Origin of the sequence: Mycobacterium palustre (assembly GCF_002101785.1) — a bacterium.
In the GTDB taxonomy this organism is placed as follows: domain Bacteria; phylum Actinomycetota; class Actinomycetes; order Mycobacteriales; family Mycobacteriaceae; genus Mycobacterium; species Mycobacterium palustre.
On the sequence record NZ_LQPJ01000102.1, the window covers coordinates 75,434 to 102,157 of the forward strand.

At 63.9% G+C, this 26,724-nt stretch carries 26 protein-coding genes and 1 pseudogene; 12 read left to right on the forward strand and 15 right to left on the reverse strand.

All coding sequences use genetic code 11. The features are described from left to right. The first annotated feature begins 11 nt into the window (after nt 1–11). From AWC19_RS14115 to AWC19_RS14155, 9 genes are all read left to right on the forward strand, one after another. On the forward strand, nt 12–590 hold the full coding sequence (locus AWC19_RS14115; protein WP_142281168.1) for a hypothetical protein: 579 nt from the start codon (nt 12–14) through the stop codon (nt 588–590). A gap of 83 nt (nt 591–673) precedes the next feature. Continuing rightward, nucleotides 674–1,216 carry a hypothetical protein gene (locus AWC19_RS14120; RefSeq protein WP_085078680.1) on the forward strand — a complete coding sequence of 181 codons (543 nt, stop codon included), beginning with the start codon at nt 674–676 and terminating at the stop codon, nt 1,214–1,216. A 117-nt stretch (nt 1,217–1,333) separates the two neighbouring features. Further along, nucleotides 1,334–1,876 (forward strand): hypothetical protein, encoded by a 543-nt coding sequence (locus AWC19_RS14125; protein ID WP_142281169.1) that lies wholly within the window; start codon nt 1,334–1,336, stop codon nt 1,874–1,876. Nucleotides 1,877–1,884: 8 nt separating this feature from the next. Further along, a complete protein-coding gene (locus AWC19_RS14130; RefSeq protein ID WP_085078682.1) occupies nt 1,885–2,427 on the forward strand; it encodes an NADPH-dependent FMN reductase in 543 nt (180 codons plus the stop codon). Between the two features lie 490 nt (nt 2,428–2,917). After that, entirely contained in the window at nt 2,918–4,051 is a 1,134-nt protein-coding gene (locus AWC19_RS14135) for an LLM class flavin-dependent oxidoreductase (RefSeq protein ID WP_158090871.1), read from the forward strand. Continuing rightward, nucleotides 4,048–4,935: an alpha/beta hydrolase gene (locus AWC19_RS14140; protein ID WP_085078684.1), complete on the forward strand. Its 888-nt coding sequence runs from the start codon at nt 4,048–4,050 to the stop codon at nt 4,933–4,935. Before AWC19_RS14135 ends, AWC19_RS14140 begins: the two co-directional genes overlap by 4 nt. Nucleotides 4,936–5,678: 743 nt before the next feature. After that, nucleotides 5,679–6,374, forward strand: coding sequence for a carboxymuconolactone decarboxylase family protein (locus AWC19_RS14145; protein WP_085078685.1), 696 nt, complete (start codon nt 5,679–5,681; stop codon nt 6,372–6,374). 44 nt (nt 6,375–6,418) lie between these two features. Beyond that, the gene (locus AWC19_RS14150) at nt 6,419–6,868 is read left to right on the forward strand and encodes a PPOX class F420-dependent oxidoreductase (protein WP_085078686.1); all 450 of its coding nucleotides are present in this window, start codon (nt 6,419–6,421) and stop codon (nt 6,866–6,868) included. A gap of 34 nt (nt 6,869–6,902) precedes the next feature. Then, a complete protein-coding gene (locus AWC19_RS14155; RefSeq protein ID WP_085078687.1) occupies nt 6,903–7,634 on the forward strand; it encodes a class I SAM-dependent methyltransferase in 732 nt (243 codons plus the stop codon). 152 nt (nt 7,635–7,786) lie between these two features. Here the strand turns inward: AWC19_RS14155 and AWC19_RS14160 are convergent, their stop codons facing one another. The 12 genes and pseudogenes from AWC19_RS14160 to AWC19_RS14215 form a co-directional block, all read right to left on the reverse strand. After that, nucleotides 7,787–8,905: an FAD-dependent monooxygenase gene (locus AWC19_RS14160; protein ID WP_158090872.1), complete on the reverse strand. Its 1,119-nt coding sequence runs from the start codon at nt 8,903–8,905 to the stop codon at nt 7,787–7,789. Between the two features lie 101 nt (nt 8,906–9,006). Beyond that, a pseudogene (locus AWC19_RS14165) lies at nt 9,007–9,282 on the reverse strand (acyl-CoA dehydrogenase family protein); the annotation flags it as partial. Beyond that, entirely contained in the window at nt 9,282–11,021 is a 1,740-nt protein-coding gene (locus AWC19_RS14170) for a CocE/NonD family hydrolase (RefSeq protein WP_085078689.1), read from the reverse strand. The gene AWC19_RS14170 and the pseudogene AWC19_RS14165, both read right to left, overlap by 1 nt. A gap of 184 nt (nt 11,022–11,205) precedes the next feature. Beyond that, complete coding sequence (locus AWC19_RS14175; RefSeq protein WP_158090873.1) at nt 11,206–11,838, reverse strand: HXXEE domain-containing protein; 633 nt, start codon at nt 11,836–11,838, stop codon at nt 11,206–11,208. A gap of 130 nt (nt 11,839–11,968) precedes the next feature. Continuing rightward, nucleotides 11,969–12,736 (reverse strand): TetR/AcrR family transcriptional regulator, encoded by a 768-nt coding sequence (locus AWC19_RS14180; protein WP_085078691.1) that lies wholly within the window; start codon nt 12,734–12,736, stop codon nt 11,969–11,971. Nucleotides 12,737–12,880: 144 nt separating this feature from the next. Continuing rightward, nucleotides 12,881–13,999, reverse strand: a complete 1,119-nt coding sequence (locus tag AWC19_RS14185; RefSeq protein WP_158090875.1) for an LLM class flavin-dependent oxidoreductase — start codon at nt 13,997–13,999, stop codon at nt 12,881–12,883. Nucleotides 14,000–14,152: 153 nt separating this feature from the next. After that, on the reverse strand, nt 14,153–15,619 hold the full coding sequence (locus tag AWC19_RS14190) for an AMP-binding protein (RefSeq protein WP_085078693.1): 1,467 nt from the start codon (nt 15,617–15,619) through the stop codon (nt 14,153–14,155). 130 nt (nt 15,620–15,749) lie between these two features. After that, on the reverse strand, nt 15,750–16,250 hold the full coding sequence (locus AWC19_RS14195; protein ID WP_085078694.1) for a VOC family protein: 501 nt from the start codon (nt 16,248–16,250) through the stop codon (nt 15,750–15,752). Between the two features lie 52 nt (nt 16,251–16,302). Then, entirely contained in the window at nt 16,303–17,088 is a 786-nt protein-coding gene (locus AWC19_RS14200) for an enoyl-CoA hydratase-related protein (RefSeq protein ID WP_085078695.1), read from the reverse strand. Continuing rightward, the gene (locus tag AWC19_RS14205) at nt 17,085–18,221 is read right to left on the reverse strand and encodes a CaiB/BaiF CoA transferase family protein (protein WP_085078696.1); all 1,137 of its coding nucleotides are present in this window, start codon (nt 18,219–18,221) and stop codon (nt 17,085–17,087) included. The genes AWC19_RS14200 and AWC19_RS14205 overlap by 4 nt, the downstream gene beginning before the upstream one ends. Nucleotides 18,222–18,223: 2 nt before the next feature. Next, nucleotides 18,224–19,762, reverse strand: coding sequence for a carboxylesterase/lipase family protein (locus AWC19_RS14210; protein WP_142281172.1), 1,539 nt, complete (start codon nt 19,760–19,762; stop codon nt 18,224–18,226). A 25-nt stretch (nt 19,763–19,787) separates the two neighbouring features. Continuing rightward, complete coding sequence (locus AWC19_RS14215; RefSeq protein ID WP_085078698.1) at nt 19,788–20,705, reverse strand: fumarylacetoacetate hydrolase family protein; 918 nt, start codon at nt 20,703–20,705, stop codon at nt 19,788–19,790. Nucleotides 20,706–21,185: 480 nt separating this feature from the next. On the opposite strand from AWC19_RS14215, the gene AWC19_RS14220 reads away from it, so the two are divergent. The 3 genes from AWC19_RS14220 to AWC19_RS14230 are packed head-to-tail and all read left to right on the forward strand — an operon-like array spanning nt 21,186 to nt 24,134. Further along, nucleotides 21,186–22,004, forward strand: a complete 819-nt coding sequence (locus AWC19_RS14220) for a cupin domain-containing protein (RefSeq protein WP_085078699.1) — start codon at nt 21,186–21,188, stop codon at nt 22,002–22,004. After that, a complete protein-coding gene (locus tag AWC19_RS14225; protein WP_085078700.1) occupies nt 22,001–23,230 on the forward strand; it encodes a DUF3500 domain-containing protein in 1,230 nt (409 codons plus the stop codon). Before AWC19_RS14220 ends, AWC19_RS14225 begins: the two co-directional genes overlap by 4 nt. Before the next feature lie 22 nt (nt 23,231–23,252). Beyond that, nucleotides 23,253–24,134 (forward strand): SDR family oxidoreductase, encoded by an 882-nt coding sequence (locus tag AWC19_RS14230; protein ID WP_085078701.1) that lies wholly within the window; start codon nt 23,253–23,255, stop codon nt 24,132–24,134. Between the two features lie 17 nt (nt 24,135–24,151). On the opposite strand, the gene AWC19_RS14235 is transcribed toward AWC19_RS14230, so the two are convergent. From AWC19_RS14235 to AWC19_RS14245, 3 genes are read right to left on the reverse strand one after another with little or no spacing between them, the layout of a single operon-like run. Then, complete coding sequence (locus AWC19_RS14235) at nt 24,152–24,562, reverse strand: MaoC/PaaZ C-terminal domain-containing protein (RefSeq protein WP_085078702.1); 411 nt, start codon at nt 24,560–24,562, stop codon at nt 24,152–24,154. Next, the gene (locus tag AWC19_RS14240; RefSeq protein WP_211284928.1) at nt 24,559–25,023 is read right to left on the reverse strand and encodes a MaoC family dehydratase N-terminal domain-containing protein; all 465 of its coding nucleotides are present in this window, start codon (nt 25,021–25,023) and stop codon (nt 24,559–24,561) included. The genes AWC19_RS14235 and AWC19_RS14240 overlap by 4 nt, the downstream gene beginning before the upstream one ends. Continuing rightward, nucleotides 25,023–26,717 (reverse strand): thiolase C-terminal domain-containing protein, encoded by a 1,695-nt coding sequence (locus AWC19_RS14245; protein WP_245848969.1) that lies wholly within the window; start codon nt 26,715–26,717, stop codon nt 25,023–25,025. Before AWC19_RS14245 ends, AWC19_RS14240 begins: the two co-directional genes overlap by 1 nt. Between the last annotated feature and the right edge of the window lie 7 nt (nt 26,718–26,724).

The following is a 26,724-nucleotide window of genomic DNA, read 5'->3' on the forward strand; positions in this document are numbered from 1 at the left end:
CTCATATGGCGATGTGGTACGTCGTTGGCTGGAAATACAACAGCAATTACACACAGCAAATCGATGACGCGCTCAACCTGATGGCAGACCCGTTGGAAATCCGCGAGGACTCGAGCGCCAATGAGGCCCGAGCCCACGGCAATCCGTTCCTGGACGTGTCGTCAGTCATCCGGCATGATTCCACGGCTGTCATGGCCGGTCAGATGAAGTCGTATAAGGCCGAGGTCGCGGAGCGCGCGGCAGGCGACGAGCCGGCCACCGGTTTCGGATACGCGGAGATGTTTGAAGCGTTACCGGATGCCTGGGATCAAAACCACGGCTTCCACATCATCGACATCGACGATCCTGAACTCGTCGAACATGGCGAGGCGTATATCCACCATCAGCTCACCAGCTATATCGCCGAGCCCCTCCGAGAGGGGTCGGAGTCCTATCAGTCTCTGCCTCCATACGTCCAGCGTTACGTTGACCGCAACACCGTCAACGGGCTGGCGAAAGGGTGGTACACGGGACTCCCGGCCGTCTTCCTCGAACCGCTGCGCCAACGTCTCGGATTCCCGTACGAATGGTGGGGCGCGCCGATCGACTGATGAATCCATGCTGATCTCGACTCAGCAATCCACCCCGAAGCGCCGAAAATTGACCTACGACCGAACAGGGAGATCCGCCGAAGATGATGTACACGTTGTGGCTGTACCGGTTCAAGCCGGGTATGACTTACTCGACGTTGTCGAAGCTGCGTTCCCGGGGCCCCGAGAGGTTGTATCCGGGCATCGAGCCGGGCAGCGGCTCGTTTTTAGGCCGAATCTGGGGCCATCCCCACTTCACCTTCGGCAGCGTGTTTCGTCGCGACGGCATCGCCGCCGCCCAGGCGGAAGCCAAGGATGTCGACAACCTGCTGCGGAACCTGCGCATCCTGTCACCGAACGTCGCGGCGATGGAAGTGCGCAACCTGATTCCCCGGGACGACAAAGAGCTCACCGAGCTCGGCGACGACGGTTGGCACGCGAAAGTGGTGGAGCCCTACCTCGAGGCGGCGAAGGCTAATCCGGAAGTCGAATACCACCTCAGCGCCATTGGTTTGTCCTGCTTGAAGAGCAGCGTAGTGCCGCCCTACATGGTGCAGGCGATCTGGCGCGAGAAGCTCGGCTTCCCCCAGCAATGGCTTGGCGGCGTCGATCCCCGCACCCGCATCAAGGACAAGGTCGCCACCTGACCGGCGGCCGTGCTGCTTGAGCACTGACCAGCTCTGCCGCCCTGTGCATGTTGTTGGCTACGAACGATATCCATAGATTAACAACGACTGGAGTAAAAGTTGGACACCGTGTGGCACATGCCTCCAGCGGCCGGCAAAGAGCTTCCGTTTGTCGTGCTCAATCTCTTTCACTTTCCCAGCGATGAGGACGTGAAGCACTTCGAAGAAACGGTGTTGAACTGGTGGCCCGAACTCATCTTCTTCGTCGGTCGTCTGTCCGGGGATGTGTCCGAGCGTTACACCCACTGCGTCGTGTGGCTCTACAAAGACTTCGACGAGTACAAGCGCAACGTCGAAGAGTATGCGAAAGTGCTGAATCAGATGCCAGAAGGCTATGGGGACTGGCCGGGTTACAGGTTCGATCACGCCTATTGCGCCAGGGCCGCGGACCTGAGGGACCCCATCCTGAAGGAACACGGCATCGAAGGCTGGACGCAGCGTTTGCATGAGATCTGGGGAAACCCGAACGTTCCTGACGATGCACGGGTGCGCGAGTGGAGCAAGCAGCTGTGGGGGAAGCTGGCGAATGATTGGACCGCCGAAGCGCTCGTCCGCAGCGGCTGGGTTCCGGCAGCTGGTCCAAAAGCGTTGCAGCACACACCGACCCGTGAGCCGGAGTAGAGCAAGCGATGTCCAACACAAAGATTCTGGCGCTGGTGGGAAGTCTTCGCGCGGCATCACTGAACAGGCAGATCGCAGGTCTTGCGGCCGGGGCGGCCCCGGCGGGTGTCACGGTGAGCGTCTTCGAAGGCCTTGGCGATTTGCCGTTCTACAACGACGATATCGACGGCCCTGATGTTGCTGCCCCGGTCGTCGGCCTCCGTACCGCAGCTGCTGAGGCTGACGCGCTGCTCGTGGTGACACCGGAATTCAACGGCAGCATCCCCGCGGTGATGAAGAACGCGATTGACTGGCTGTCGCGACCTTTCGGTGCCGGTGCCGTGAAAGGCAAGCCGCTCGCCGTGATCGGCACCTCGATGGGTCAGTACGGAGGTGTGTGGGGGCACAACGAGACCCGCAAATCGTTCGGAATCGCCGGCGCCAGGGTGGTCGACACGATCAACCTGTCGCTACCGGTAAAGTCATTGGGAGGCAGACACCCTCGAGACAACGCCGAGTTAATGGCAGCGCTTGGCGATGCGGTGCAGAAGCTCGCCGCTGAAGTCGGCTGAAGTGCCTACCGCCACTGTCAGGCCGGCTTTCGACTTCTTCGCCCCTCAACCGGTTGCCAGCGCCTCGACTTGTCGCTTTCGCCCTCGCCCGTACCAGACTCACTCAAATGCGGTCGCAACGGTTGGATTTCACATGGTCCCGGTGCCCTCGATACGACTCTTCAAGACGGATTCGGGATCGTTACCGCGGCTGGCGCGTGGCGCCGACGCCTGCCGAGTGCCGGTGAAGATCGCGTCGCCGGACAGAAGCGGCAGCGCGGCCGCACCCGCTCAATCAGCTGGGCAACTCCTAAGGCCAGGTCGCTCACGGTGCCCGTGGGACTGCGCCTCCGTCCACGGACTAGCCCCGTGGCGCCTGTTTCCATGCAAGCTGACGCAGATAGGCAGGGATGTAAGAGACCGACATTGAAAACTCCCATTAGCAGCTGCTAACGTCATCACTAGACTGCGCGTCCGCAGGCGACGGCAGCGGCATTGGCAAAGGATGGTCATGATCGAGACGTGGGGTTTTTACATCTTCGGGTTGTCGAAGAAAGTCATGGACGCCGGGTCCACCACAGAGGATTACCAACGGGTCTTTGACCGGTACCTGGATCTTTGGCCGCGGTGTGAGGGTTGGGGCTTTGATGGTCTGACATTTGCTGAACACCATTTCAATGCGTCCACCATCTCGCCGTCAGTGAATTTGCTCGTCGCCGCGGTTGCGGCGCGAACGACGACGCTGAAGTTCACCACTTTGGGGGCGGTGCTGCCGCTGAACGACGCCCGGCGGTATGCCGAGGAGTGCGGCATGCTGCAGTACATGACCAACGGCAGGTTTGAACCCGGGATCGCACCGGGAGCCGGGGTTATCGAGCTGGCCGCCATTGGTATTCCGCCCGAGGAGTCGCGGCCTCGCTATTACAGCGGCGCCGACCTGCTACAGAAGGCAATGGCGGGTGGCCCGGTCACCCACAAGGACGCGTTCTACAACTTGGAAAAGGTGCCTTTGGAGCCGCCGATTCGCTTGCGGCCGGATCAGGCGGTCTGGGTGACAGTGCTGTCCCCGGATTCGGCGGCGTGGGCTGCCGAGCGGGGGTACAGGATGTGCACGGCATGGAGTAAGACAGACATCGCGGCGGCGGTGGCCGGTCGCTACTACGAAGCCGCTGACGCCGCTGGGCGCAAGGTTGATCCGTCGATGCTCGGTCTGCGACGTCGAGTCTTCGTCGCCGACTCCGATGCCCTAGCTCAAGAGCTCGCAGAAGAGGCGGGCGACCTTGTGCAGGCCCACGCTGGAACTGCGTTCGAAAGCTTGGACCCGGCGATCTTCAAAATGCTTATGGATCCAGATGATTACGCTATCGGGTCACCCGAAACGGTGGCCGAACGGCTCATCGATCAGTGCCAGGCCGGGGGCTTTGGCCACCTTGTCTGCTTCACCGATTTCGGGGATTTCGCCGAGAAGGATCTGTACCGCTCACACGAGCTCATCGGCACCAAGGTCGCCCCGATTCTGCGTAAGGCCAAGGTGGAGGGGGGCAAACGAGCTGCCAGCGCCAACGTGGACGCCCACGGCTTCGATGCGGCTCACGGCAGAATGATCAACCCCGTGAGGTTGAAGAAGGACGAAGTGAGCCAGTGAGCGACAGTCTCGACGTCGTTTATAGCACCACGCACGGCCAGGATTTGCATCTCGATATCTATCAACCCACCAGCCCGAGCGATCACCGCACCGCGGTGTTGCTCGTGCACGGTGGGGGCTTCCGGCAAGGTGATCGCAAGCTGCTGGCACCGCGGTGCGCTGCGTTGGCGCGGCGCGGGTTTGCCGCCATCGCGGTGCAATACCGTTTGATCAACGACACCACCACCACATGGCCTGATCCGCTCGACGACCTTCAGGAAGCGATTTCCTGGACAGCGGCTCACGCCCAAGAGATTGGCGTCGAGGCGGACAGGATTGTCGTGCAAGGCCACAGCGCCGGCGCACAACTGGCATTGATGGCGGCCGCAGCGGCGGACAAGCTGGAGGCGCGCATCGCCGCGGTCATCGCTTACTACCCATTGGTGGAGTTCGTTATTCGGGATATGCCGGCGCTTCCCACCGATGGGCCGCCGACCCCGGAGATCATGGCCGAGATGATTCAGGCGGCGCGCGGTGAGGACGGCACCACGCCGGCGTCGATGCTGCTGGGACCTGCGGCGACCGAAGAGCAAGCGGCGCAGGCGAGTCCGATCAACCAGGTGAACTCGGCGCTTCCGCCGACGTTAATCTTCGCCGGCACCGACGACATGGTGGTGGCGCCGGCGGCGAGTTTCCGCCTTTTCGAGGCGTTGCGAGCTGCCGGGGTTACTGCGGAGTTGCACATCCTGGCTGACTCCCTGCACGAGTTCGACGCCACACCGAGTCTGCTCGAACCTGCCGTGGCTGTCATGGAGTCTTTCCTGCACCGAATCGTCCTGGACCCCGCGGGCTTCGCCGAAGAGGAGGCAACTCACAACCCGCTCGCCGCACTCGGTCGCCCGTAGCTCACCAGCGGCCTGCTGTCAGTTGGTTGCGATCCGCGCCTTATGTGCGCGGATGAACGTGGCACCCCGTCCCGTGGTCGTGAGCGGTGTAGTGCTGGCGGAGTAGATCGTTGCCGTAGGCGTGCCATTCGGCGTCGGCACGATGGTGTGGATATGAAACGTCGTCGGCCCTCTGTTGCTCAGCAAGATCCCCCAGTGGTGATCGAATTGGGCCATCATCACTGGGCCTCGGGTCCATGAGTGAAAGGCCGATCTTTTGCGGGCTGCCGACCCAGCAGCAGTACGTTGCATCGGAATGTTCTTCGACCTGGGCCAGCCGCGCCGATCGGGGACCGGACAGGGAGGCAGGAGGGCTTGACCAGACCGAGTAGTTTGTCGCTCGCCGGCGTCGAACTCCTTAACCGGCGCACCTTCGTAACCGATCACGCGGTTGTCTTGAAGCGCGCCACCCAAACGCAGCTGGAAGACCATGTGGACGCGGCCCGGTGGTGGCTTCGGATCACGAGTTTCGTTGTATAGCACCACGTCTTCGCTCAGTCCCGATGAGCGATTTCCGCCGTCGTGCCAAGCCCGAAGGACGCCGAGCCGCAAGGACGGCTAGTGGTGACTAATGTCTTGATTTGGATCATCTGAGCCCAATCACGGTGCCCCTTCCGCCACCGTCCGTTTTAGACTAGCGTTCGCTAATACGGCGAGCAGTTTGGTTCGCTGGTGTTCCGCGCACGTAATCAAGGAGTGACAAGTTGCCTTCCCCTGCCGAACAGAAGCCGTTCAAGCTGCGCCTGCCCCACATCGACAACGACGAACTGATCAGACGGGTGAAGGAGCACAGCAAGATCACGGGTTGGCCCGAGGTCATGAAAACGCCATCGCGGTATGGCGAAAATCTGTTCTACGGCACCGTCCCGGAAATCTATGGCGCCGATGTCGAGTATTGGTCGGTGCTCATGGCGCTCGTCTTGGGGATCGATCCCAAAACTCCGCCAGCGGAAGTCATCAAGCGCGGGGTGCCGGTCGATCAGCCCAAGAGCGAGCAGTACAAGCGGTACATGTTGATGTCGTCCTGGCTGCATTGCGTGCACATGCGCAACGGCTGGACGCGCACGATCATGGGCGGCTGGGCATCCGAGGGTGCCGGCATCACGCGCACCAAGCTGTTGCTGCTCGACATGCCCGACGCCGACATTTGGACCGACGACGAGCGGCTTGCGCTCAAGTTCGTCAAGGCGGCGTTCGAATGGGAAATGACCGACGAGCTTTGGGATGCGGCCGCCGAGGCATGGACTCCAGAGTGGATCCTCGCCGTCCTCGGCCTGCTGGTCCATTACTACGGTTACTCGCTGCGGTTCTCGGCAATAGGGCTGGACCGGGTCGTTGGCCTGACCGCCGACAAGTCAATCGGCGAAGTCATCGGGTTAGTGCCGCCCAGCGGATCTTGAGACCCTAGTTCGCTCAACGTCGGGTCAGCACGAGAGGATTGAGTGTGGCCGGGGTCGGCGATCTTCACAGTGCGCGGTACGTCCTGCTGACGACGTTCCGCAAAGACGGCAGCGCGGTGAGTTCACCGGTATGGGCTGCTTCGGAAGCGGACCGGCTGTTTGTGTGGACCGAAACCGAGTCTCTCAAAGTCAAGCGGATCCGTCATAATTCCGAGGTTCTGGTTCAGCCGTGTACACATGGCGGTAGCCCTCGCGGCCCGGCCGTCCGGGGGCGCGCCGAACTTCTCGATGCGGTCGGCACCGCCCACGTTCGAGACCTGTTGGCGCGCAAATACGGAATCGTCGGGTGGCTGGGGGTTCGGTGGTGGCCGTGGACGCTGAATTTCGGCCTGTCGCCACGCATTCTGCGCGACATCATCACCAAAGGCCGGACCGCCAAGATCGGGCTGGCGATCACACTCGCGGCGGACACGTCGGATATTAGTAGTCAATAACCACACGGCTGGGTCGGCGTGTAGCCTGGTGAGCATGTCTAATGAGGTCGGCCTGCCGGATTTCGATGCGCTTTATCGCGACGAGCCCACGGTGGCGCCCTGGGATATCGGAGGGCCGCAGCCTATCGTGCAGCAGCTGGTGGCCTTCGGTGGGGTCAGGGGCGAGGTGCTCGATCCGGGAACCGGTCCCGGCCATCATGCGATCTACTACGCGTCGAAGGGTTATTCAGTCACCGGAATCGACTCCTCTAGTGCGGGGATCGAGCGGGCAAAGGCCAACGCGGCACGGGCCGGAGTGAGCGTCGACTTCCGCGTAGCTGATGCCAGCAAGCTGGATGGGCTGGAGAATCGGTTCGACACGGTGGTGGACTGCGCCTTCTACCACGTGTTTACCGACGAGGACACGCAGGCCGGGTACATGGCCGCGCTGCACCGGGCGACCAAGCCGGGCGCGCGGCTGTTTATGTTCGAAATGGGAATGCACAACATCAACGGCATCCAGTGCGGGCTGGTGTCGGCGGATAATTTCGAGCGCGTGCTTCCGCCGGCAGGGTGGCGGATCGACTACATTGGCCCCGGCAGCTGGGTCAACAACTATGTCCCGGAGTCGTTCGCCCGATTGTCGGCAGTGCAGAGCGAGGGAAATCCCGAGCTCGCGGAGCGGTCCAAACGGCTGCTGCACCAGCTTGAGGTTATCGGGCCGCTGTTGACCGACAACCGGATTTACATGCCATTTTGGGCAGTGGCGGCGACGCGCGTCGATTAGCAACCGCAGATGCACGTTATGTGGACCTGTGCGGCGGACGGTCGCCAGCGGCGCGAGCGCGGGCGCGGCCGTGAGGCCACCGATGCCCGCACCTACAACGACCGCACGCGTCGAAACCATTGTCCGCCCAGACATTCTCCTATGGCTGCCGCTCAGCGGCGAGCCTCGGCTTCGGCCTCGATGTCGTAGTCGTCGCTAGGCCGTTGCGCCATGTTGGCCTCCCCCGAATCCAAGAGTTGCCCGTTGGCGCGCGAGCCTTGTTGGATCATCGCGGTTCGGCTACGCCGGAGATCCTCGTAGCGGATCAGTGCGTCGGGGACATCGCCGGCGTCGAGTCCTCGGATCAAAACCGCCAGTGCCATGCCATCCTCGATGGCCTGGTTCCCACCCTGACCCATATGCGGCAGCATCGCGTGGGCCGCGTCGCCTAATAAGGTGAGCCGGCCGCGCGTCCAGCGGGGCAACGGGTCGCGGTCGTAGAGTCCCCACCGGAAGGTGGTGTCGACCTGCTGCAGTAGCGCCTCCAGCTGTGGGTCCCAGCCGGCGAACTCGGCGGCCAGGACAGCGGGATCGCCCGGCGCCGACCAGGATTCACGCATCTGTTGATCGGCGGGTACGAATCCCACGAAATTCCTGAGCTCGCCCGAACGTAGCGCGTACGTCAGGAAGTACTTCTCTTGGCCGTTCCACATCACGGCGTCGCGACGCGGCAAGTCGGGCAGTCGGTCTGCCGGAATTATCCCGCGGTAGGCCACCTTGTTGGAGAACACCGGGGGTCGTGGTTGCACGACGTGGCGTTGCAGCACCGAATGGATGCCGTCGGCAGCTACGACGACGTCGGCCTCCGCGATCACGCCGTTGTCGAAGACAACCCGAGCCACCCGCTCGCCTTGGCTGAAGGAGATGCAACGGTGCCCGGTGTGAAGCACTCCACCACCGAGGGCGGCGGTTAACGTTGCGATCAAATCGGGACGATACAAGGCCATCTGAGAGCCCGCGGAGTTGGTGTTCATCTGCCCGACGACAGTCCCGTCCGGCTGACGGAACCAGAGTCCGTCTAGCGGAGCCGCGACTCGGCGGATTTCGTCGCCGACGCCGAGCCGATCCAGCACCCGCATGCTGGAAGGCGAAAGTCCCAGTCCCGCACCGACATCACCGAGCTGGCGGGCCTGCTCATAGACCTCCACCTGGGCCCCGATGGACTGCAGCGCAAGCGCGGCCGTGAGGCCACCGATCCCGGCGCCCACGATCGCTACACGAACCGCAGTCATCGGGTACCAACAGATTCGCATAGCGTCACGACGCACGCGCCGCCGAGGCCGAGGGCACGTTGCAGAGCGAGTTTTCGCCCATCTCTGCGTAAACCGCGCGGGTGCTCGCACACCGTCGGTGCGGCCATCCCGTACTCCATCGGGCGCATCGCCGGCGAAACGGGACCGCCGGCGGCGTGCAAGATTTCGTCGGCGACCGCCTGAAGGAAATGCGATAGGCCAAGGCCGCCGAGCCCCTTTGGGAAGTGCACCGATGACAGCCCGGTGTCGTAGCAGGCGCCGAGGAATTCGGAGACGGGCACGGATTTCGGGTCGTGATCGGCCACGACCGGTCGGGCGAGAGCCGCGACCCGGTCAGTTTCGGTGGCCGCGCTCATCAGTGGTCGAATTGTCCAAACAGCCGCGCGCCCGCTTCTGCTTGCGCCGAGCCAGTTTCGGTTAAGCGGCGTCCCGAGATAACTGGGACGAGCAGGTGCGAATCGTATTTTCCGCCCGCGTGAATCACGTGCTCTCCGCGGTTGCGCAGCTCCCAGGCGAACGGCAGGAACCAGGCCGGGGTGCGGTGACCCGATACGACGACGCGCAATCGTTCACCGGGATACCAGATTCTGCTCGACGGCCAAATGGCAATGTCCACCGGCACGATCTGCCCGGCCTCCAGAAGCTGCTCGCGGCGATGGGTGACGACGGGTTCGGCCGGTGTCGACCGTTTTTCGTCGAGTTCGCGATGTGACACCCGCAGAAGTCCGAGCGCACCGGCATGGGGGAAGCCAAGATACTCCATGGGCACGAAGGTGCCGTCGGCGTCGGCCTTCTGGACGGCCACGAAAAGGTCCATGTCGTCCGCATCTCGAGCTTCGACCCACAAACGCAACTTCATGTATCCGGTCAGCTCGGTGATCTGGTCGAACGGCATGTCGAAGGACACCAGCCCGTCCTCGGCTTTGTAAGCAACGGCGGATTCGTGGTCCACGGGGCTGGGCGTCAACGTGTGGTTCTCGGCGTCGAGGAACAGCTGCTGATATTTTGTGTGCTCCAGCGGGAAGTCCTTCTCCGCGCGCTCGGACTGGTAGTTAGTGTCGCCCGCGTCCATCACGTCGATGCGCACCGGGGGTGTCAGCTCCCAGCCGTTCCTGATGCCCTTCAGGTAGCGGTCGAAAAACCTCCGCAAGTCCTCCAGGCTCTGCCACGAGTAGTAATCCGGCCATTCGAACTCGCGATGTGCGCGCAGCCATTTCTCGTCGGACGCGATCCGTCGAAACCCTTCGATGGACCCTTTTGTATGTAACGGGTTGGTCCACCCGGCGCAGACGTAGGTCGGGATCTCGATCTTGTCGAGGGCGACTACTTTGTCCTCCCAGTAGGTGTCCATGAATGGGTGCTTGCGGTTCATAGCGACGGCGTCCTCGAGATGCCCTTGCCCCTGGAGCATGCTGGCGACCATCCCGGTGAAGCCGATCTCGGGCACGCCGCCGCCGCAGAACAGGGAGTCGTAGGTGTCGACGAACCCGTCCCAGGGTGCAATGCACGTCAGGTGGGGCGGCTGTTCGGCCGCGGTGAACCACTGGCTGACGGCCAACCAGGAATTGCCCGACATGCCGACTTTGCCGTTGCTCCACTCCTGGGCCGCCACCCACTCGACGAGGTCGGCGCAGTCTCGGCCTTCGCCTGAGCCGAATATGTGGATAGTGCCCTCGGAATTGCCGGCGCCCCGGGCGTCGGGATTGATGATCGCGTACCCGTGATAGCACCAGTACGCCGGGTCGGGGCCTTCGGCCTTCGTCATGTCCGAGTAGGTCCCCGGCGGCACGCCCGGCATGAACGTCTTGCGGGCGTAACCCGCGCGTTTGCCGTAGGGGCTCCACGCGATGATCGCGGGCAGATTGGTGGCGCCGGCTGGGCGATACACATCGGTGTAAATGGTCGTGCCGTCGCGTAATTGAACGGCCACGTCGCGGTCGTAAACAATCCCATCCACAACGCTTCGGCCCGGTTCGAGCGCGCCCTCCTCGTCGATCGGGGCGGCCTTGCGGAGAGCCACCTCAATGTCCTCGCCCCGGATGTTGCGGACTTCACTGGTCGCTGCTTCCGACTCGGCGACCTGGTGCTCTGCCATCGGTTCCTCCTAGCGGTGAAGGCGGGCAGCGCGGCGGGGCCACGCGACATCAGTCGTTCCCGCGCACGCCAGCCTATAGTAATGGGCTACCGTTATTTCTAGTGATGACACATCATTAGTTCATGCTGGCTAACGGCTCGTCAGCAAATGGCAACCACTTCAGCCACCGAGAGAAGCGGAACGCCTAAGCCGAGTCGATAGTGCTGGTGGGGACCGGATGTGTGCCGGTGTCGTAGCGGCCCATGTGTTTGGCGCTGAAGGTATAGGGGCTGTTCTTGTCGAGGTAGCCGAACAACGGAACCATCAAGGCGGCGAAGAAGAGCGTTGTGACGCCGATGCTCTTGCGCCAGGTGCCGCGGTCGATCGGTCCCTCAGTGCGCAGTGCCCGGATGTAAGTAAGGCCGATCGGAACGTGCAGCAGGCTGGCGGCAAGGAAGCCGGGGCTGTACTTGGAGCGCGCCAGGGCGGGCATGACTATTCCGTGGTCGACGGCTTGGAAGAGGCCGAACAGCATCGGCGGCAGCCCCAACCATTTGAGCCGGGGGAAGATGATCGGCGCGAGATAGAAGGGGTATGCGAGGACGGTATTGATGCACAGTGATGATTGCCTGTTCAGCGGGTAATTGCGGGGTTGCTTGCTGCGCACGACGCCGGCGTTGAACTGACCGGCGAAGTAGCCGGGGTCGACGTACTCCTCGTATTGGTGGACCGCCAGCGCGAGGGCATTCATCACCGACAGGGCACGCAGGTTGGTCAGTTGCTTGCGCCCGACCAGCACACTTGCGCCGGCCAGTGCCATCGCAGCGACCGCGCCCACCCGGGGCCACTCCTCGCGGTAGTTGTCGAGTGACCAAGCCTTCGGTGTCTGCCTGCGTGACCCGGTTGTAGTCATGGATGGACATTATCAAGAGAGCATCACAACCGGAAGGCTGCAGCGTTGCTAACGCCTAGCGCTGCTTGCGCTTTAGTGGTTGTCCATCCCCGGCTCGCCGGGCGGTTCGGCCGTTGACACTTCGAGAACGCCGGCCGCGTTTCTCATTCACCGTGGCGAGCATCGCTGACGTGCTTGCCGAGACCGGGGCGGTCATGGTCGCGATGAACATGTCCACCAGATTGGAGATGAACAGTTGTGGGTCTTCCGATTGCTCTGGGCCGTATTTGTCCCAATGGCGCGCGAAATCGGCCAATGAGCGCGCGACGAAAGTCCCCGCAACGGTCATGCGGATGGAGCCGAGCGGTTCTGGCAACGGGGCGATGCGGTCGAGAAGCAAAGCCTCGGCCTCACCTATTTCGCCTTCGCCATTCCGGCGGACCAGACGGATTCCGGTCAAATCGGCCCACTGCGGATCGCTGATGCGGGTCCCGGCGAACATTTGAGCGAAGAGCTCCACAAATGCGCGATCGCGCCAATCGCCCGTAAGCAGTCTGCCCAAAGGCAGCACGATGGCCTCCGCCGCGGGCCGCACCCGCTTGGAGGCTCTCGCCCGTTGGACCAGCTCCTCATAGTGCTCGGTAAGGGGTGGCACGAACCGCTGATAGATCGCACGGATGAGGCCATCGCGGCCCTCGAAGTGATATTGGATGGCCGAGGTGTTGCGCTGACCGGCGGCTTCATTGATGTCAGCCAGCGTCGTGCCCTCCAACCCCCGCACCGCCCAAAGCTTGAGCGCAGCGTCTAGCAACTTCTCCCGGGTTGGACCGCCATCTCTTGGCACTCAGGTAGCTTACCGACCGATGTGAGAATCGCCCGTTGACCCAAGGCCGCCGGGTCTGGTCCAAATCATTTCCGCACAGCTCTCCGTCTCTTCAGCGCGCTCCAATCGCGACAATGGGGCAGACGGTCGTCGAGAGCGACGGCCTCACTTGCGATCGGCGCTGACGCTTCGTATGTGCGCTGCGCTGGCTTCGGCAAGTTCGTCGAGGTCAACGTTTGTGCCGCGACCGCCGCCTTTGACGTCGGCGGAGCGCAGAAGCGGAGCGACCTTGGTGCCGATCAGTTCGTGGGAACGGGCCAGGACTTCGGGCGTGAAGCCGCCGAAGTCCGTGAACGCAAAGAGCGTGCCGAAGCCGCCGGCCTGGCACTGGTCGATGAGCCGTTCGGCCACCGTTTCGGGCGAGCCGATCGCAAAGTCGTCGGGGATATCAAACATTTTCAAGATGGCTGGATCCTGGGTTTCGAACATCGATCCAGCGTGGGCTCCGACGAGATCGACTGACTCTTCCCAAATTTCATGGGCCAAAGCGTCGGTCTCGGCGACGAAGACCCTGCGTCGCAGACCCAACATCGACGGATCGACCCGGACCCCGGCGGCGTCGGCGGCTTCGTAATACCTACCGGCCACCGCGGTAGCCTTCTCGACGGGATGCCACGCGGTCGCGATCTTGAACCCGCGTTCGGCGGCCCAGGCGGCCGAGTCGGGTGAGAGCACCGTCGTCCATACCGATTGCCCCGGCCCGAGATGGATTGGCGGTTCGAGCGGAACGTTGTCGAGGTTGTAGAACTCGTCCTGATGGGTTACTCGCTTGCCTGCGATGGCCTTTCTCAGCAGCTCGGCGCCGCTGTAATAGCGAGGGCGCACCTCCTCCCACGTCATGCCGTCACGCATGGCCTCCGCGGCACCGGCGCCGGGCCCAATGCCGGGTTCGAACCGGCCGTGGGTCAGGTACCGGAGCATGCCGCACTCCTCGGCGTACCGCCTGACGTTGTTCATCGGCAATACCGTGCCGAGGATGGTGAAGCGCAGCCTAGTCGTTCGCGCGGCAACCGCGGCAACGAGCAGGTTCGGCGACGGCGACAGAGTACCCGGGTTGAAATGGTGCTCGGCCCAGGTCACGCCATCGAAACCCCAGGCCTCGCAGCGCACCCAGAGATCGACGTACTGGTCGAAAATCCGCTGATAGTCAGCCTCGGCCAACTCGACGCCGTCCTCTGGCGGCGAGCCGAAAAAGTAAAATCCCCACGTCGCGATCATGGCCATACTCTCTGCTGTCGCTTCACCGATCGGCGCGGACCCACACTCGCTCCCCGACATTATCCCGATGGGGCCCAAGATTTAAATGTAATGCTCTTAAAACGCCTGATGTATCAATGCGGTGTTCTTACCTATGGCCATCGGCGGCGAGCGATCCGGTCAGGCGCGTGTGTCGGCGAGCCGTGCGATTACAGCGTCGCGCACCGCCGATCGCCGCGCCTTCCCCGCATCGTCGCGCAATGGCGCGGCGACGAACTCTACGCTTCGCGGCACCTTGTATGAGGCGATGCGCTCGGCCAGAAAGTCGATTACCGCGGCTTCGTCAAGGCCCTCGGCTTGCACCAAGGCGTACGGTACTTGGCCGAGGTCGTCGTCGGGGACGCCGACCACAAGGCAGGACAACACGTCCGGATGGGCCGAAAGGGCGTTCTCGATTTCGGCGGGGTAGACGTTCCGGCCGCCAACGGTGAACATATCCACGCGTCGGTCGTTGAGGTAGAGGAAGCCGTCTTCATCGAAGTAACCGAGATCGCCCAACGAGTCCCACCCATCGCGGGTTTTGGCTGTGGCGCCGATGTAGCGGTAGGCGGGCGGGCTGCCCGGCACCGGCCGCATGAAGACTTCGCCCACCACGCCGGGTGGGCACTTCCGGCCTTCGTCGTCGAGGACCTTCATCTCGCCTCCGGCCACCTTGCCGACCGAACCGGGGTGCTCTAGCCAATCGCGGCCGCCGATCACCGTGAATGCCTGAGCCTCGGTGCCGCCGTACACTTCCCAAACTGCATCGGGACCGAGTATCTCGATCCACCGTTTTTTGACACTGGGCGGGCACGGCGCCCCGACATGCCCCATCTGCCGAATCGAGGACAGGTCATATGCTGTCGGGTCCTTGTCGTAGACCGCCAACAGTCGATGCATGATCGTCGGCACGGTAAACAGCCAGTCGATACGGTGCTCAGCGACCAGGCGCAAAAACTCCGCCGGTTCGAACCGTGGCATGAGCACGATGTGGTGTCCCCTCGTCAGGCCAACCGCGGCGGACATCATTCCGGTGTTGTGGGTCAGCGGCACCGATATGAGTTGGGTGTCATCGTCTGTGGCGCCCAGCGCACGACCAAACGGAGCGAGGTCGACGCGGCCGTCGTTGCCGGCTTCGATAAGTTTCGGCCGGCCCGTGCTGCCCCCGGATGCCATCACCTTCCATGCCGGAGACACCGCCTCGGGCAGCTCGGCGTCAGACAATCCGGGTTCAGGCGTGAATCCCCTCGGGATGCTGGGGATTTCGCCGTGTGGGTCTGGGCGCCCGACTAGCAGCACTCGGGGGTGCAGCCGCAGGATCGCCTCGAATTCGGCCTCGGGCAGTCGCGGCGATAGCGGTTGGGGAATCGCCCCGAGCTTCCAGGCTGCGATCGCGGCCTGGAAGAACTCGATTGAGTTCGGTAACGCGATCGTCAGGTAGTCTCCACGGCCCACTCCCAGTTCGGCATAGGCGCGGGCCAGCCGGTTGGTGGAAGCGTCGAGTTCGCTCCGGGTGATGGTGCGGCCCGCACAGGTGACCGCCGGGTGCTCGGGTGCCTGCGCGGCCCGCTGCGAAATCTGAACGCCGAGTGGAGGAACGTCTGCCATTTCCAGTCGCCCCCTCGGTTTTGAAGATCTTTCGGGCTCGCCGATTACGTCGCCGAGCCCGGTCGCACGCCCGCGACGGAGAACCACCATCGTCCAGGCGACAACGGCAGTTACCCGCGGAGAGCCGGTACTAGATATCGGCCAGGGATGATTTCCCGTCTGCCGCTTTGACGTATTCACGAACCTGCCGCATGAGCTCGTCCGGCGTCTCCGTCAAGTCCAGCAGCTGACCGAAGGGCTGGACGGCCGGGATGCCAGTCGGCCAGTAAACCTCTGCAGTATTGCCGTCGGGATCCTCGAAGTAGACGCCGATCGCGTTGCCGTGGGTGATCGTCATCTGGATGGGCACCTCCGCGGCGACGAAGCGCTTGTAGTACTCGAGCACGTCTTCGAGCGTCGGGCAGCGGAACGAGACCTGCTGGACTACTTTCGCGCCGGGCGGCGCGTCACGCCCGCCGCAGAGGAGGAGCTCATGATGCTCATGATCAGGGCGTGAGCTGAGGAAGACCATCTTCATGTTCGCATCCTCGTCGGTGACCTGTAGCCCTAGTAGCTCGGTGTAGAACTTCTTGGAGCGCTCGAGGTCGTTCACGAACAAGCCGACATGGCCAAGCTCTGCGATCTGAGGCATCGGGACCCCTCCGTTCCTTTCGTGTAGTGGGTTCTCTTTCTGGGGTGCAGGCTCACCGGCCGGTGAACCTGGGCGGTCGCTTCTCCCTGAAGGCGGTCTGGCCCTCTGCAAGGTCGGCCGACCGCATGCAGGCTTCGGCCATCGTTTCCACACGGGCGCGGTCGCGCTGCGCTGGCTCGAGGCGGAGCTGACGGATCGCCGCCTTGCTCGCGGCGATCGTCAGCGGCGCGTTCTGGGCGATCTCAGCGGCCAGCGCCATGGTGAACGTGCGCAGTTCATTTGGGTCGACGACGTGGTTGACGAGACCGATGCGAAGTGCCTCTGCCGCCGAGAGCCGTCGTGCGGAAAAGAGCATCTCGGCCGCCCATGAGCTTCCGACCGCCGCGGCGAGCCCCTCGACGTAGCGGGGCCCCAATCCCAGCCCCAGCCGAGCCGCCGGGATCGCAAACTGGCTGCCCTCGGCGGCGATGCGAAGGTCCGCGTCGAGTGCCAACATCAGCCCGGCACCGATGCAGTATCCGTGGATCATCGCGACGACCGGCTTCTCCAGGCGGTCCCACGCGGCGGCCAGTTCCGCGTCGAATTGTTCGGCCTCGCTGAGGATTTCCGCCGCTGTGGCGTCTCCCGCCAGCTCGGAGAGGTCGGCGCCGGCGACGAACGCCTCGTCACCGTCCCCCGTCAGGACGACGACTCGCACGGCCGGGTCGTCGTGCACCTTGTTGACCATGGAGACCAGTGCGCGACGCATGTGCAGCGTCAGCGCGTTCCGCTTGGCCGGGTTGCTGAATGTGATGGTGGCGATCGCCCCATCGATGTCCAGCAACAACTCGCTCGTCATGGCACGCGCCCGGCATCGACGCTGCCGTGCGCGAGCTCGGCGAGCAATTCCTCGGTGTGCTCGCCCGGTCGATACGGCCCCCGTCGCACGGATGGCTTGGTCTCGGAGAAGTTGAGCGGCGCGCGAAGCACGTTCACCACCCGACCACCCTCGGCGGTGACGGGACAGGACATGTTCAGGTGCTCGACCTGGGGGTCCGCAAAGACTTCGTCCATCTGGAGCACGGGGCCGCAGGGGACAACGCCGGCCAATTGGTCGACCCACTCGGCGGTGGTCCGGCTTGCCAGGACGGCCGCCACCCGCTCCTGCAGCCGGTCGGCTGCTTCGCCGTCAACCGCCTCGAGCCCGATCGCCGCCAGCAGGCGGTCGATGCCGCCCAGGGCCGCCACGTTGACGTAGCCGTCGCTCGTCGCGAGCGTCGATCCTCCCTTGAGCGGCATGCTCGGGTGCGCGTTTCCGGTGGATGCCGGGACCACTCCGTCGATCAGCCAGCGGACGGCCTGGAAGTCCATCATCGAGATGGCCGTTTCGAGCAGCGAGGTATGCACCCACTGACCCCGACCTGTTCGTTCGCGGGCGAACAGCGCAGCGATTATTCCTTGGGCGAGCATTTGACCTGTGGCCACGTCGAACACGGCGATGCCCGTTCGCCATGGACCCGATCCGGGCGGACCGGTCACGCTCATCAGCCCCGACATGCCCTGGATGACCTGGTCGACCGCGGGACGGTCGGCGTAGGGGCCGTCCTGCCCGAACCCTGACAGGCTCGCGTACACCAGGCGAGGGTTGCGCTTCATCAACGACTGGGGGTCGATGCCAAGCCGATGCTTCACGCCCGGCCGGAAGTTTTCCACCACCACGTCGCTGCGATCGACCAGCTCGAGAAAGATTTCGAGGCCCGCGGGCGTCCTCAGATCCAAGGTCATCGATCGCTTGTTGCGGTTGAGATTGACTCCGTCCGACCCGCCGAACGCCGCCGAGCTCAAGTCGTCCCCGGGCGCGCTGATCTCGACGACGTCGGCACCCAGGTCGGCGAGTTGGCGCGTGCACGTGGGTCCCGCCCGGGCCCGCGTCAGGCCGAGCACCTTGACGCCCGCGAGCGGACCGGCCGGACTCTGTTGCGGTTGCATCATGGTCACCAGTTGGGCGTGCCGCCCGCGAGAGCCAAATCGCCCCAAGCGCGGCGCTCGACGCCGTAGGCGTCCGGGACGCAAGTTGTGTCGGTGCCGAACACCATCGTTGCCCGTCGCTCGAAGTCGTAAGCGTCCCACCGGGGGATACCTGGGTGGTTGGGGTCGCCGCTGCGAGCGAACGCCACCCACGCGCCGCTGAGCTGGTCGGCAAGGGGCTGCGCGACTGCGATGTCGGTGCGGTGCGGGTCGAGCAAATCGAAGGTGAACGGCAGATCGCCCGCATGCAACGCCCAGCCCTTGGACGGGTCGGGGTAGGAGAACAGATACGTGTAAACGTTCGCCCGCCCCCGACCGACGATGGTCTCGGCCAACCGAATCGCAGGCATGCGCCGATTGCAGTCGGAGAGTACGGCGACGAAAATCTCCAACGGCGATGCCGTTGGGCGGCAGGCACGGTACGTCGGGAGCACGAACTCGGCGGTCTCGCGGCCGATCAGGCGGTCGAGCTCGACCCGCAGGCCGCCCTCGTCGAGCTCGTTGAACCGTGGTTCGTACAGAAGCGCGACTGCTTCGTCGTCGCGGGTGGCACCCACGATGACGGGGACATCGGACCCCAGACCCGCCTCGATCGCATCGATGGGATCGGCAGGCACGTCCTGGCCGTCCACCATCGGTTGGAGGGAGAACCCGGTCCCGCTCGCCGCGATGAGGCGGTCGGCGGGCACGCGTTGCAGCTCCCGCACCTGGTCCTCGCGAAGTCCGAGTGCTCGCATCATCGCGGCGGCCTTGCGCGCGGATACCTCCGGTGCCGGTGCCCGAAGTTGCGCTCCGCTTTGGATTATCACCCGATGGAAAAGCCCCTTGGCAGCAGGCATGGCCAGCATGAAGGTGCCCTTGCGGCCTCCGCCGGACTGGCCGAACAGCGTCACGTTGTCCGGGTCACCGCCGAAGCGGACGATGTTGTCTCGCACCCACTCCAGTGCCAGAACGATGTCGAGGACCCCGACGTTGCCGGACCGAGCGAACTTCTCGCCGCCCACCTCGGCCAGGTTGGAAAACCCCAGCGGCCCGAGTCGGTGATTGATCGACACCACCACGACATCCCCGCGGGTGGCGAGTCGCTCGCCGTCGTAAAAGTGGCTCGTTCCCGCGCCGATGACCCACGCGCCGGCGTGCAGCCACACCATCACAGGCCGGCCCGCGTCGTCGGCTGCGGGTGTGGTGACGTTCAGGACGAGGCAGGCCTCACTGGGCCCTTCTTTTCCCGTCCCCGGCAACGGGACGACGTCGTAGCCGCCCAGGTATGCGCGGAGGCCCTGCCGCAACCGCTCGTCGAGCTGAGGCTGGGGACACGACGGCCCGCTGATGACGGCATCGAAGACCCCGGTCCACGGTTCGGGGGGGCCGGCGGGCGTGAAGCGAGCCGCCCCCCCGGTGGGTGCGCCGTAGGGGACGCCCAGGAAGCGGCTGACTTTGCCGCGCCGGCGGCCTTGAACATCACCGCTGGTTGTCTTGACGACGACGGGGTTTCCCTCGGTCATCGACACATAGCTTGTGTATGGTCCGTCATGCGCCTCCGGGGCCGACCGCCAGCGCGGGGATCTGAAACCAGGGGAAGCCTTCGTGGTGAGGGCTTTTGGGACCGACGCGGCTACGTAGCAACCCGATTCCCTGGATTTCGAACTCGAGCTGGTCGCCGGGGTTCAGGAACCGGCCGGTGCCGGGCTGGCGCATTTCGTCTTCGAGCGCGACGCCGCCCGGCGTGCCGAACCAGACCTGATCGCCGGAGTGCAGTGCCGAGCGCTTGTCGATCCACTGCAGGCAGCGCTCCACCCCCCACGTCATCCCGGCTGTCGACTCGTGCTGTCGCACCTCGCCGTTAATCCTCGTGGTCTGCATCAGGTCGGGCTGCTCGTCGCCGCCCAGCTCATCGCGCGTGACGATCCACGGACCGAGCGGCTTGGTCGCGTCGATGCCCTTCATCGAGTAGAAGTCGACCGGTGCGTTGGGCAGCATTCCCGTATCGCGGGCGCTGGTATCGCATCCGATCGTGTAACCGAGCACCGACCTGACAGCCGGCTCGCCGGCCACCAGGGGCTTGCCCAACACACCCACCAACTCGACTTCGTAGTCGAGCATGTCGGTGATGGTTGGATACCGAATCTCCTCGTCGGGTCCGATCACGCTTTCCATCGGCACCGTGAAAGACAGTGTGGTGTCCCGACGTGCCTCAGCGGACGCCATCGGGGTGTGAGAGGCGTAGTTGACACCGATTGCAAAAAGCCGCGCGCTAGGGGCGACGGGGCTGAGCAGCTGGACGTCCGAGAGCGGCACGGATCGTGCGGAGAGTGGGGCCGCTGCAGCGCCCCCGGTGGTGATCCGTCCAGCCCACTCGTCGAAGGACCCGTCCAGGGGGTGTACGTCGTCACCGACGATCGCGCCCCACGACACCTGACCTGCTGCGCGGTAGCGCGCCAGTTTCATTCTGAGCACCCCAAACTAATTGCATGCGATTAAATTATCTGACGGTGTGATCATCGGTCGCTCGCATGGCTGTGTCAACCCATTTGGTACGGGCCGGGCATGTGGTAGTAATGAATATCGATTAATGAGCTCACCGCGCTCGAGCCGCGCGAAGGAGAAGCGATGTCCCTGCCCACGGGGCCGCCTGTGGCCGTGATGATCGGCTTCCCGGTTCAGGTCTACCAAGCCGAGTGCGGGTTCCTCGACCCACGCGGCAAGGGACGCGGTGTTCGAGAAGCGGATGGACTTTCCGGTGGAGTGCATGTCCAAGGATGCGCCGAAGGAAGAGCCCCAGGCAGAGGCACTGGTGGGGACGACGGTGAGCCAGGTAAAGCGCCGCGGAAGCCCGAGGGGCGTCGTCGACAGCCGCGCCCCGGAACTTGCCCAAGTGCTTTGCGGAGTCGAACCAGCCGACCGTGAGCCGCGAGAAGGGAATTCGCTGTGGACTTCGTGCGCCCCCTATCCGAAGGCCGTGCCTTCGACACGGGATATCCGGGCTATCACGCTCAGATTCTGTGGTTCAACGAAGGCGCCACCATGATCGCGAGTTACATCCAGGAGGGCGGGTGCGGGCCTGACCTGCATTACCACCATTGCGACCAGGTCTACTTTCTGACCGAGGGCCACATGAATGTGCGATTGGGCGAGGACACCCACTCGATCGGCCCCAACACATTGGTGTTCATTCCTGCCGGGCTTCCGCACTGCAATTGGAACGACGGTCCCGGCACCGAACTGCATTTCGAGATGCTTGCGCCTACTCCCGTGGTCGGGGCCCCGGTCGCGATCCCGGTCTCTTCTGCAGCAGAAATTCCCCCCGACCGCCGGGCCGCGCTGGAGGGCTTCGTTCTGACGGTCGATCCTGGCTCGTTGCTGGAGGCCAAGCCCGGATTTCGGATTCAACTTCTCATCGATCAAGACAACGGATCGGCCAACGCAGCGCTCATGTATGCCGAAGTGGATCCCGGTGGCGGCGGCCCGGGGACACATGTTCACGAGTTCGACCAGTACTACCTGGTTCTCGAGGGGACTCTCACCGTCGAGGTCGCCCTGCACATCCACCACGTTGAAGCGCCCGCCCTGGCGGTGCTTCCGGCCGGTGTCCCGCACCGTCAGTACAACGACGGGACCCGCACTGAAAAGCACCTATCGATACTGGTTCCGCCGCCGGCCCCGGATCAGCCGTGGGACCGCGGGGTCGAGTTCTCGACCACTGGTGAGGATCTGTTCGGCATCACCACTGGCTCACTAGGCCGATGACCAACACCGCGGCCGACTATCACGGATACCACCCACGCAAAGGGCCCTTCCCGTTACGGCGCGGTGCGGCCGACTTCAACGACCCGGCAGCGTTGGCCGGGCTGATCGAGTTATTGGGCGATGCGGAACTTCCCCCGGTGGAAGCCAACGCCCGCGAGCCGTTCGTGGGTGTCACCACCGACGGGCAACCGGTGATCCGTCGCGAAAAAATTCGCGGCGGCTTCGACCCCGAACCGGCGGGCCGCGCGGCGCAAAGTTACCTGCGCTCGCTGGAGACCTCCGAACGGGTTAAGGCGTCGTTACCGTTCGACGTCCCCGAGTGGCGCTTGTGGACCAACGCGTTCCTGACGTTTCCCGAGCACGGTCTGCTGTTGCAGGAATTGACCATGGAATGTCGGCAAGCCGCGCTGGCGGTGATCAAAGCGACGTTGAGCCCAGAGGGTTTCGGGCAGTTACGCATGGCCATGCAACTGAACGCCGAGCTCGGCGAATTCGTCGACGACTACCACGACACGCTGACCGAATGGTGTTATTGGTTCACCATCTTCGGCGATCCCACGCAGCCGAACGAACCGTGGGGGTGGCAGCTGGCCGGCCACCACGTCGATCTGCACGCGGTGATGCTCGACGGGCATCTGGTGATGACGCCTGCTTTCCTCGGATGCGAGTTCCGGGCCGAGACGCTTTTCGCCAAACACCGCAGCAACGCCTTGATGTTCATGAACAGTCTGGGCCCGCGGGAGCAGAGCAAAGCTCAACTGTATGGCTCGATGCTGGCTGACGAGCTGCCCCACGCCCTGGCCGGAATCATCGACGGACGCCACCGAGCCGGTGCCGGACGCGACAACCTGGTCCTCCCCTACGAGGGGCTGCGCGGTGACGACCTCAGCGCGGGTCAGCGAGAACTGTTGATCGCCCTGGTCGATGTGTACCTCGACGGTTTGCCCCAGGGCCCGGCCCGTGAGTCACGTCGGCGGGAGATCGAAAGGCACTTGGACGAGACGCATCTCGCCTGGATCGGGCAATGGGATCCCGACGGTCCCTTCTATTACCGCGTTCATAGTCCGGTCGTGCTGATCGAGTACGACAACCATCCTGGGATCTTCCTGGACAACGACGTCCCCGAACCGTTCCATGTGCACACCATCGTTCGCACACCCAACGGCGGTGACTACGGCAAGAACCTTCTGCGTACCCATTACGAGCACGAGCACGAGCACGGCTAATTGTCACCGATAGGGGATTGTGTTGAGCGAGTACAGGTTCGACGATCGAGTGGCGATCGTTACGGGGGCCGGTGGGGGACTGGGCCGCGCCCATGCATTGCTGCTGGCGGCTCGAGGCGCACGCGTGGTGGTCAACGATCTCGGTGGATCAGTACACGGCGAGGGGGCTGACGCCAGCGCAGCCCAGAAGGTCGTCGATGAGATCCGGGCTGCGGGTGGCACGGCAATCGCCAGTACGCACTCCGTGAGTTCTGCCGAGTCCGGGCGTGCCATCGTCGAGACCGCAGTCAAGGAGTTCGGCCGGCTGGACATCGTGGTCAACAACGCCGGAATTTTGCGGGATAGCAGCTTTCACAAGATGACGGCCGAAGCGTTCGAGGCGGTGCTTTCCGTTCACTTACTCGGCACCTTCTACGTCACGCAGCCGGCTTACGCGATGATGCGTGAGGCCGGCTACGGCCGCATCGTGTCGACCACCTCGGCGGCGGGCCTGTACGGCGGTTTCGGTCAATCCAACTATGCGGCGGCCAAGGCCGGCCTGATCGGCTTGACCAAATGCATCGCCATCGAAGGCGAGAAGCGCAATATCAAAGCCAATGCCATTTCGCCGGGTGCCAACAGTCGGATGACCGAGGGCATCATGCCGGAAAAGGGCCTGTTGACCTTCACCCCGGAGATCGTGGCGCCCGTCGTCGCCTACCTCTGCCATGAAGACTGCGCCGTTTCCGGCGAAACCTTGACCGCCTTCGGCGGGCACGTAGGCCGCGCCTTCATTGCGGAAACGACTGGCATCGACAAGGAGGGCCTGACGATCGAAGACGTCGCCGCCAGTATCGACGAGGTCATGGATGTGGACGGATTCAAGGTTCCGGCAACGGCGTACGAGTCGCTCGGTCTCTCCTGACCCCTGGCCGCTGCCCGTCACTCGAGGGCGACGACGGCCTCGCCGCGCAGGGTCACGGTGCCGTCGGACAAAGTCACCGTCAGGTCGAGGGTCGCCCGGCGCTCGTCGTCGACCGCATCGACCGAGGCCACGGTGGCGGTGCAGGTCGGCTGTGCATGCACCGGGGTGATCGCGGCGAACCGCACCCGGTAGGACCGAAGTTGTTGCTGCGGAACGATGTCGGTGAGCAATCGGCCGAGATAGGCCATGGACAGCATGCCGTGGGCGAATACGTCGTCGAGGCCGGCGGACTTGGCATTGTCGATGTCGATGTGGATCGGGTTGGGGTCACCGGACGCGCCGGCGAACAGGGCCAGGGTTGTCCGGGAGATCGGTTCGATACGCAACGGCGGCACCTCGGCGCCGACCTGCGGGATGAGTGTGGTCACGACAGGTCTTTCTTGCGGTCATGTTGTACGACGACGGTGTTGCGCATCGTCGCCACTTTCTCACCGGCCTGGTTAGTGACGGTTGACTCGCGGATGATGAACCCGAGTAGACCGCCCTTCTTCTCGTAGATGTCGGTAATGCGACACGTCGAGGTCAATTTGTCTCCGGCATAGGCCATCTGGTGATAGGTGAATTCCTGCTCGCCGTGCAGTGCGGTGCGCAGGTCGACCCCGAGATCTTCGAGGTACGCAGCGGGGTTGGGCGACTCCAGGTCGATGGAATAGAAGAAGGTCGGTGGTACCGGCAGGTCGCGGTGCCCGGCTTGTCTAGCCGCGTCGACATCCGTGTAGGTCGGATCCTGCTGTCCGGTGGCCTTCGCAAAGGCGCGCAACCTGCTGCGGGTAATCAGCAGCGACGTGCTGGGAAGCTCACGCCCGATGGCGGACCGGTCGATGTTCATCAGGTGTCCGCCCGCAACAGCATTGCGATGCTGGGAGTGACTCCACCGCAGCTCACGACGCCGACCTGCGCACCCGGTATCTGACGTTCACCGGCTTCTCCTCGCAGTTGTGTGACCGCCTCGTGAACCAGGCCCATGCCGTGCGTGCGCCCGTGTGAGAGCTGACCGCCGTGCGTGTTCAACGGCAGCACACCGTCTCGCGCGATGTTGTGGCCGCCGGCGAGGAAGTCCTTGGCCTCACCGATGCCGCAGAACCCGAGCGCCTCGATCCAGGACAGGCAGTTGATGGTAAACCCGTCGTACAGCTCCGCTACGTCGACATCCTTGGGGCGCAACGAGGTTCGCGACCACATGTGCGCGGCTTGGCCGAATGTGAGCGGCTCATGGGTCAACGTGCTCTGGTCCCACTCGAGGCGCTCGATCAGCTGGGTTCCGACGGCCTCCACCAATACCGGTGGTTTGGCCATATCGCGCGCCGCATCCACGTGGGACACGATGATCGCGACCGCCCCGTCACATGGGACGTCGCAGTCATAGAGGCCCAGCGGCGTGGTGATCATCCTCGCCTCGAGGTAGTCCGCCATCGTCAGCGGCGTGCGATAGATGGCGCTCGGGTGCAGCGCGGCGTTGGCGCGCTGATTCAACGCGATCCACCCGAGGGTTTCCCTGCTGGTTCCGTAGCGGTGGAAATAGCGCTGCGCGATTTGCGCGATGGTGTTAGCCGCCGAGACCAAACCAAACGGGATGAACCACTGCTGCGCCTCGGGCCCGTACGGGCGCAAGGGGTCGTCGCGCACCAACGGGGCGACCCTGCCCTGCCGCACCAGCTCGGTATGGGTGGATTCCCACAGGGTGCGGTAGCACAAAACGTGACAGGCGAAGCCGCTGGCGACGGCGAACATCGCGGCGACCAACGGTCCGCTGGGGCCGAACGTTTCCATCGCCCCGTTGAACCAGGTCGGCCGGAGCCCGAGCGCCGACGCGAGGCCCGTCACTCCGCCTTCGGAGAAACCTCCGAAGCCACCCATGCCCGGGTAGGTCGACAACCCGTCGATATCGTCGAGCGTCAGCCCGGCGTCGGCGACCGCGGCCTCGCACGCTTCGACGGTCAGTGACAATGGTGGCCGCATCAGCCGGCGGCCGATCTGCGACATCCCGATGCCGGTGAGCGCGACCTTGTCCTCGTACTTGTCCTGGCTCACCATCGGCCGGACGTATTCGCCGATTCGCTCCAGTGGAATCTCGTCGGGTGCCTGCGGCGCCGCCTCCGGCTGCTCAGCCGCCGGCCGAAACACCGGCAGCCAGATGTTTTCGTCAGCGGTCTGCTCGAACTCGACCTCCAACAACATCCCGAGCTCGAGTTGTTCTGGATCGCAGTCCGCCACGATGTTGGTGGTCATCCGAACCCGCGGATCCTCGACGATGGCGACCTGAGCGATCACGTACGGGGGAGGCTTCCCCGGAATGCTGAACCGGTGATTGACGGTGAAGCCCGCCAGGGTCGCCTGCCCGGAGACTATTCGCACGCCCGTCTTCTTCGACCGGCAGTGCCGACAAACCGGTTGCGGCGGATGGATCAGCGCGCTGCAGTCGAGGCATTCCAGGAACCGCAACTGCCCGTCGGCGCCCGAGGCCCAGAAGAATTCGGTCTCGGGGGTGACCGGCGGCAGCGGACGATTCAGCGGTTCTGTCACGTCACAC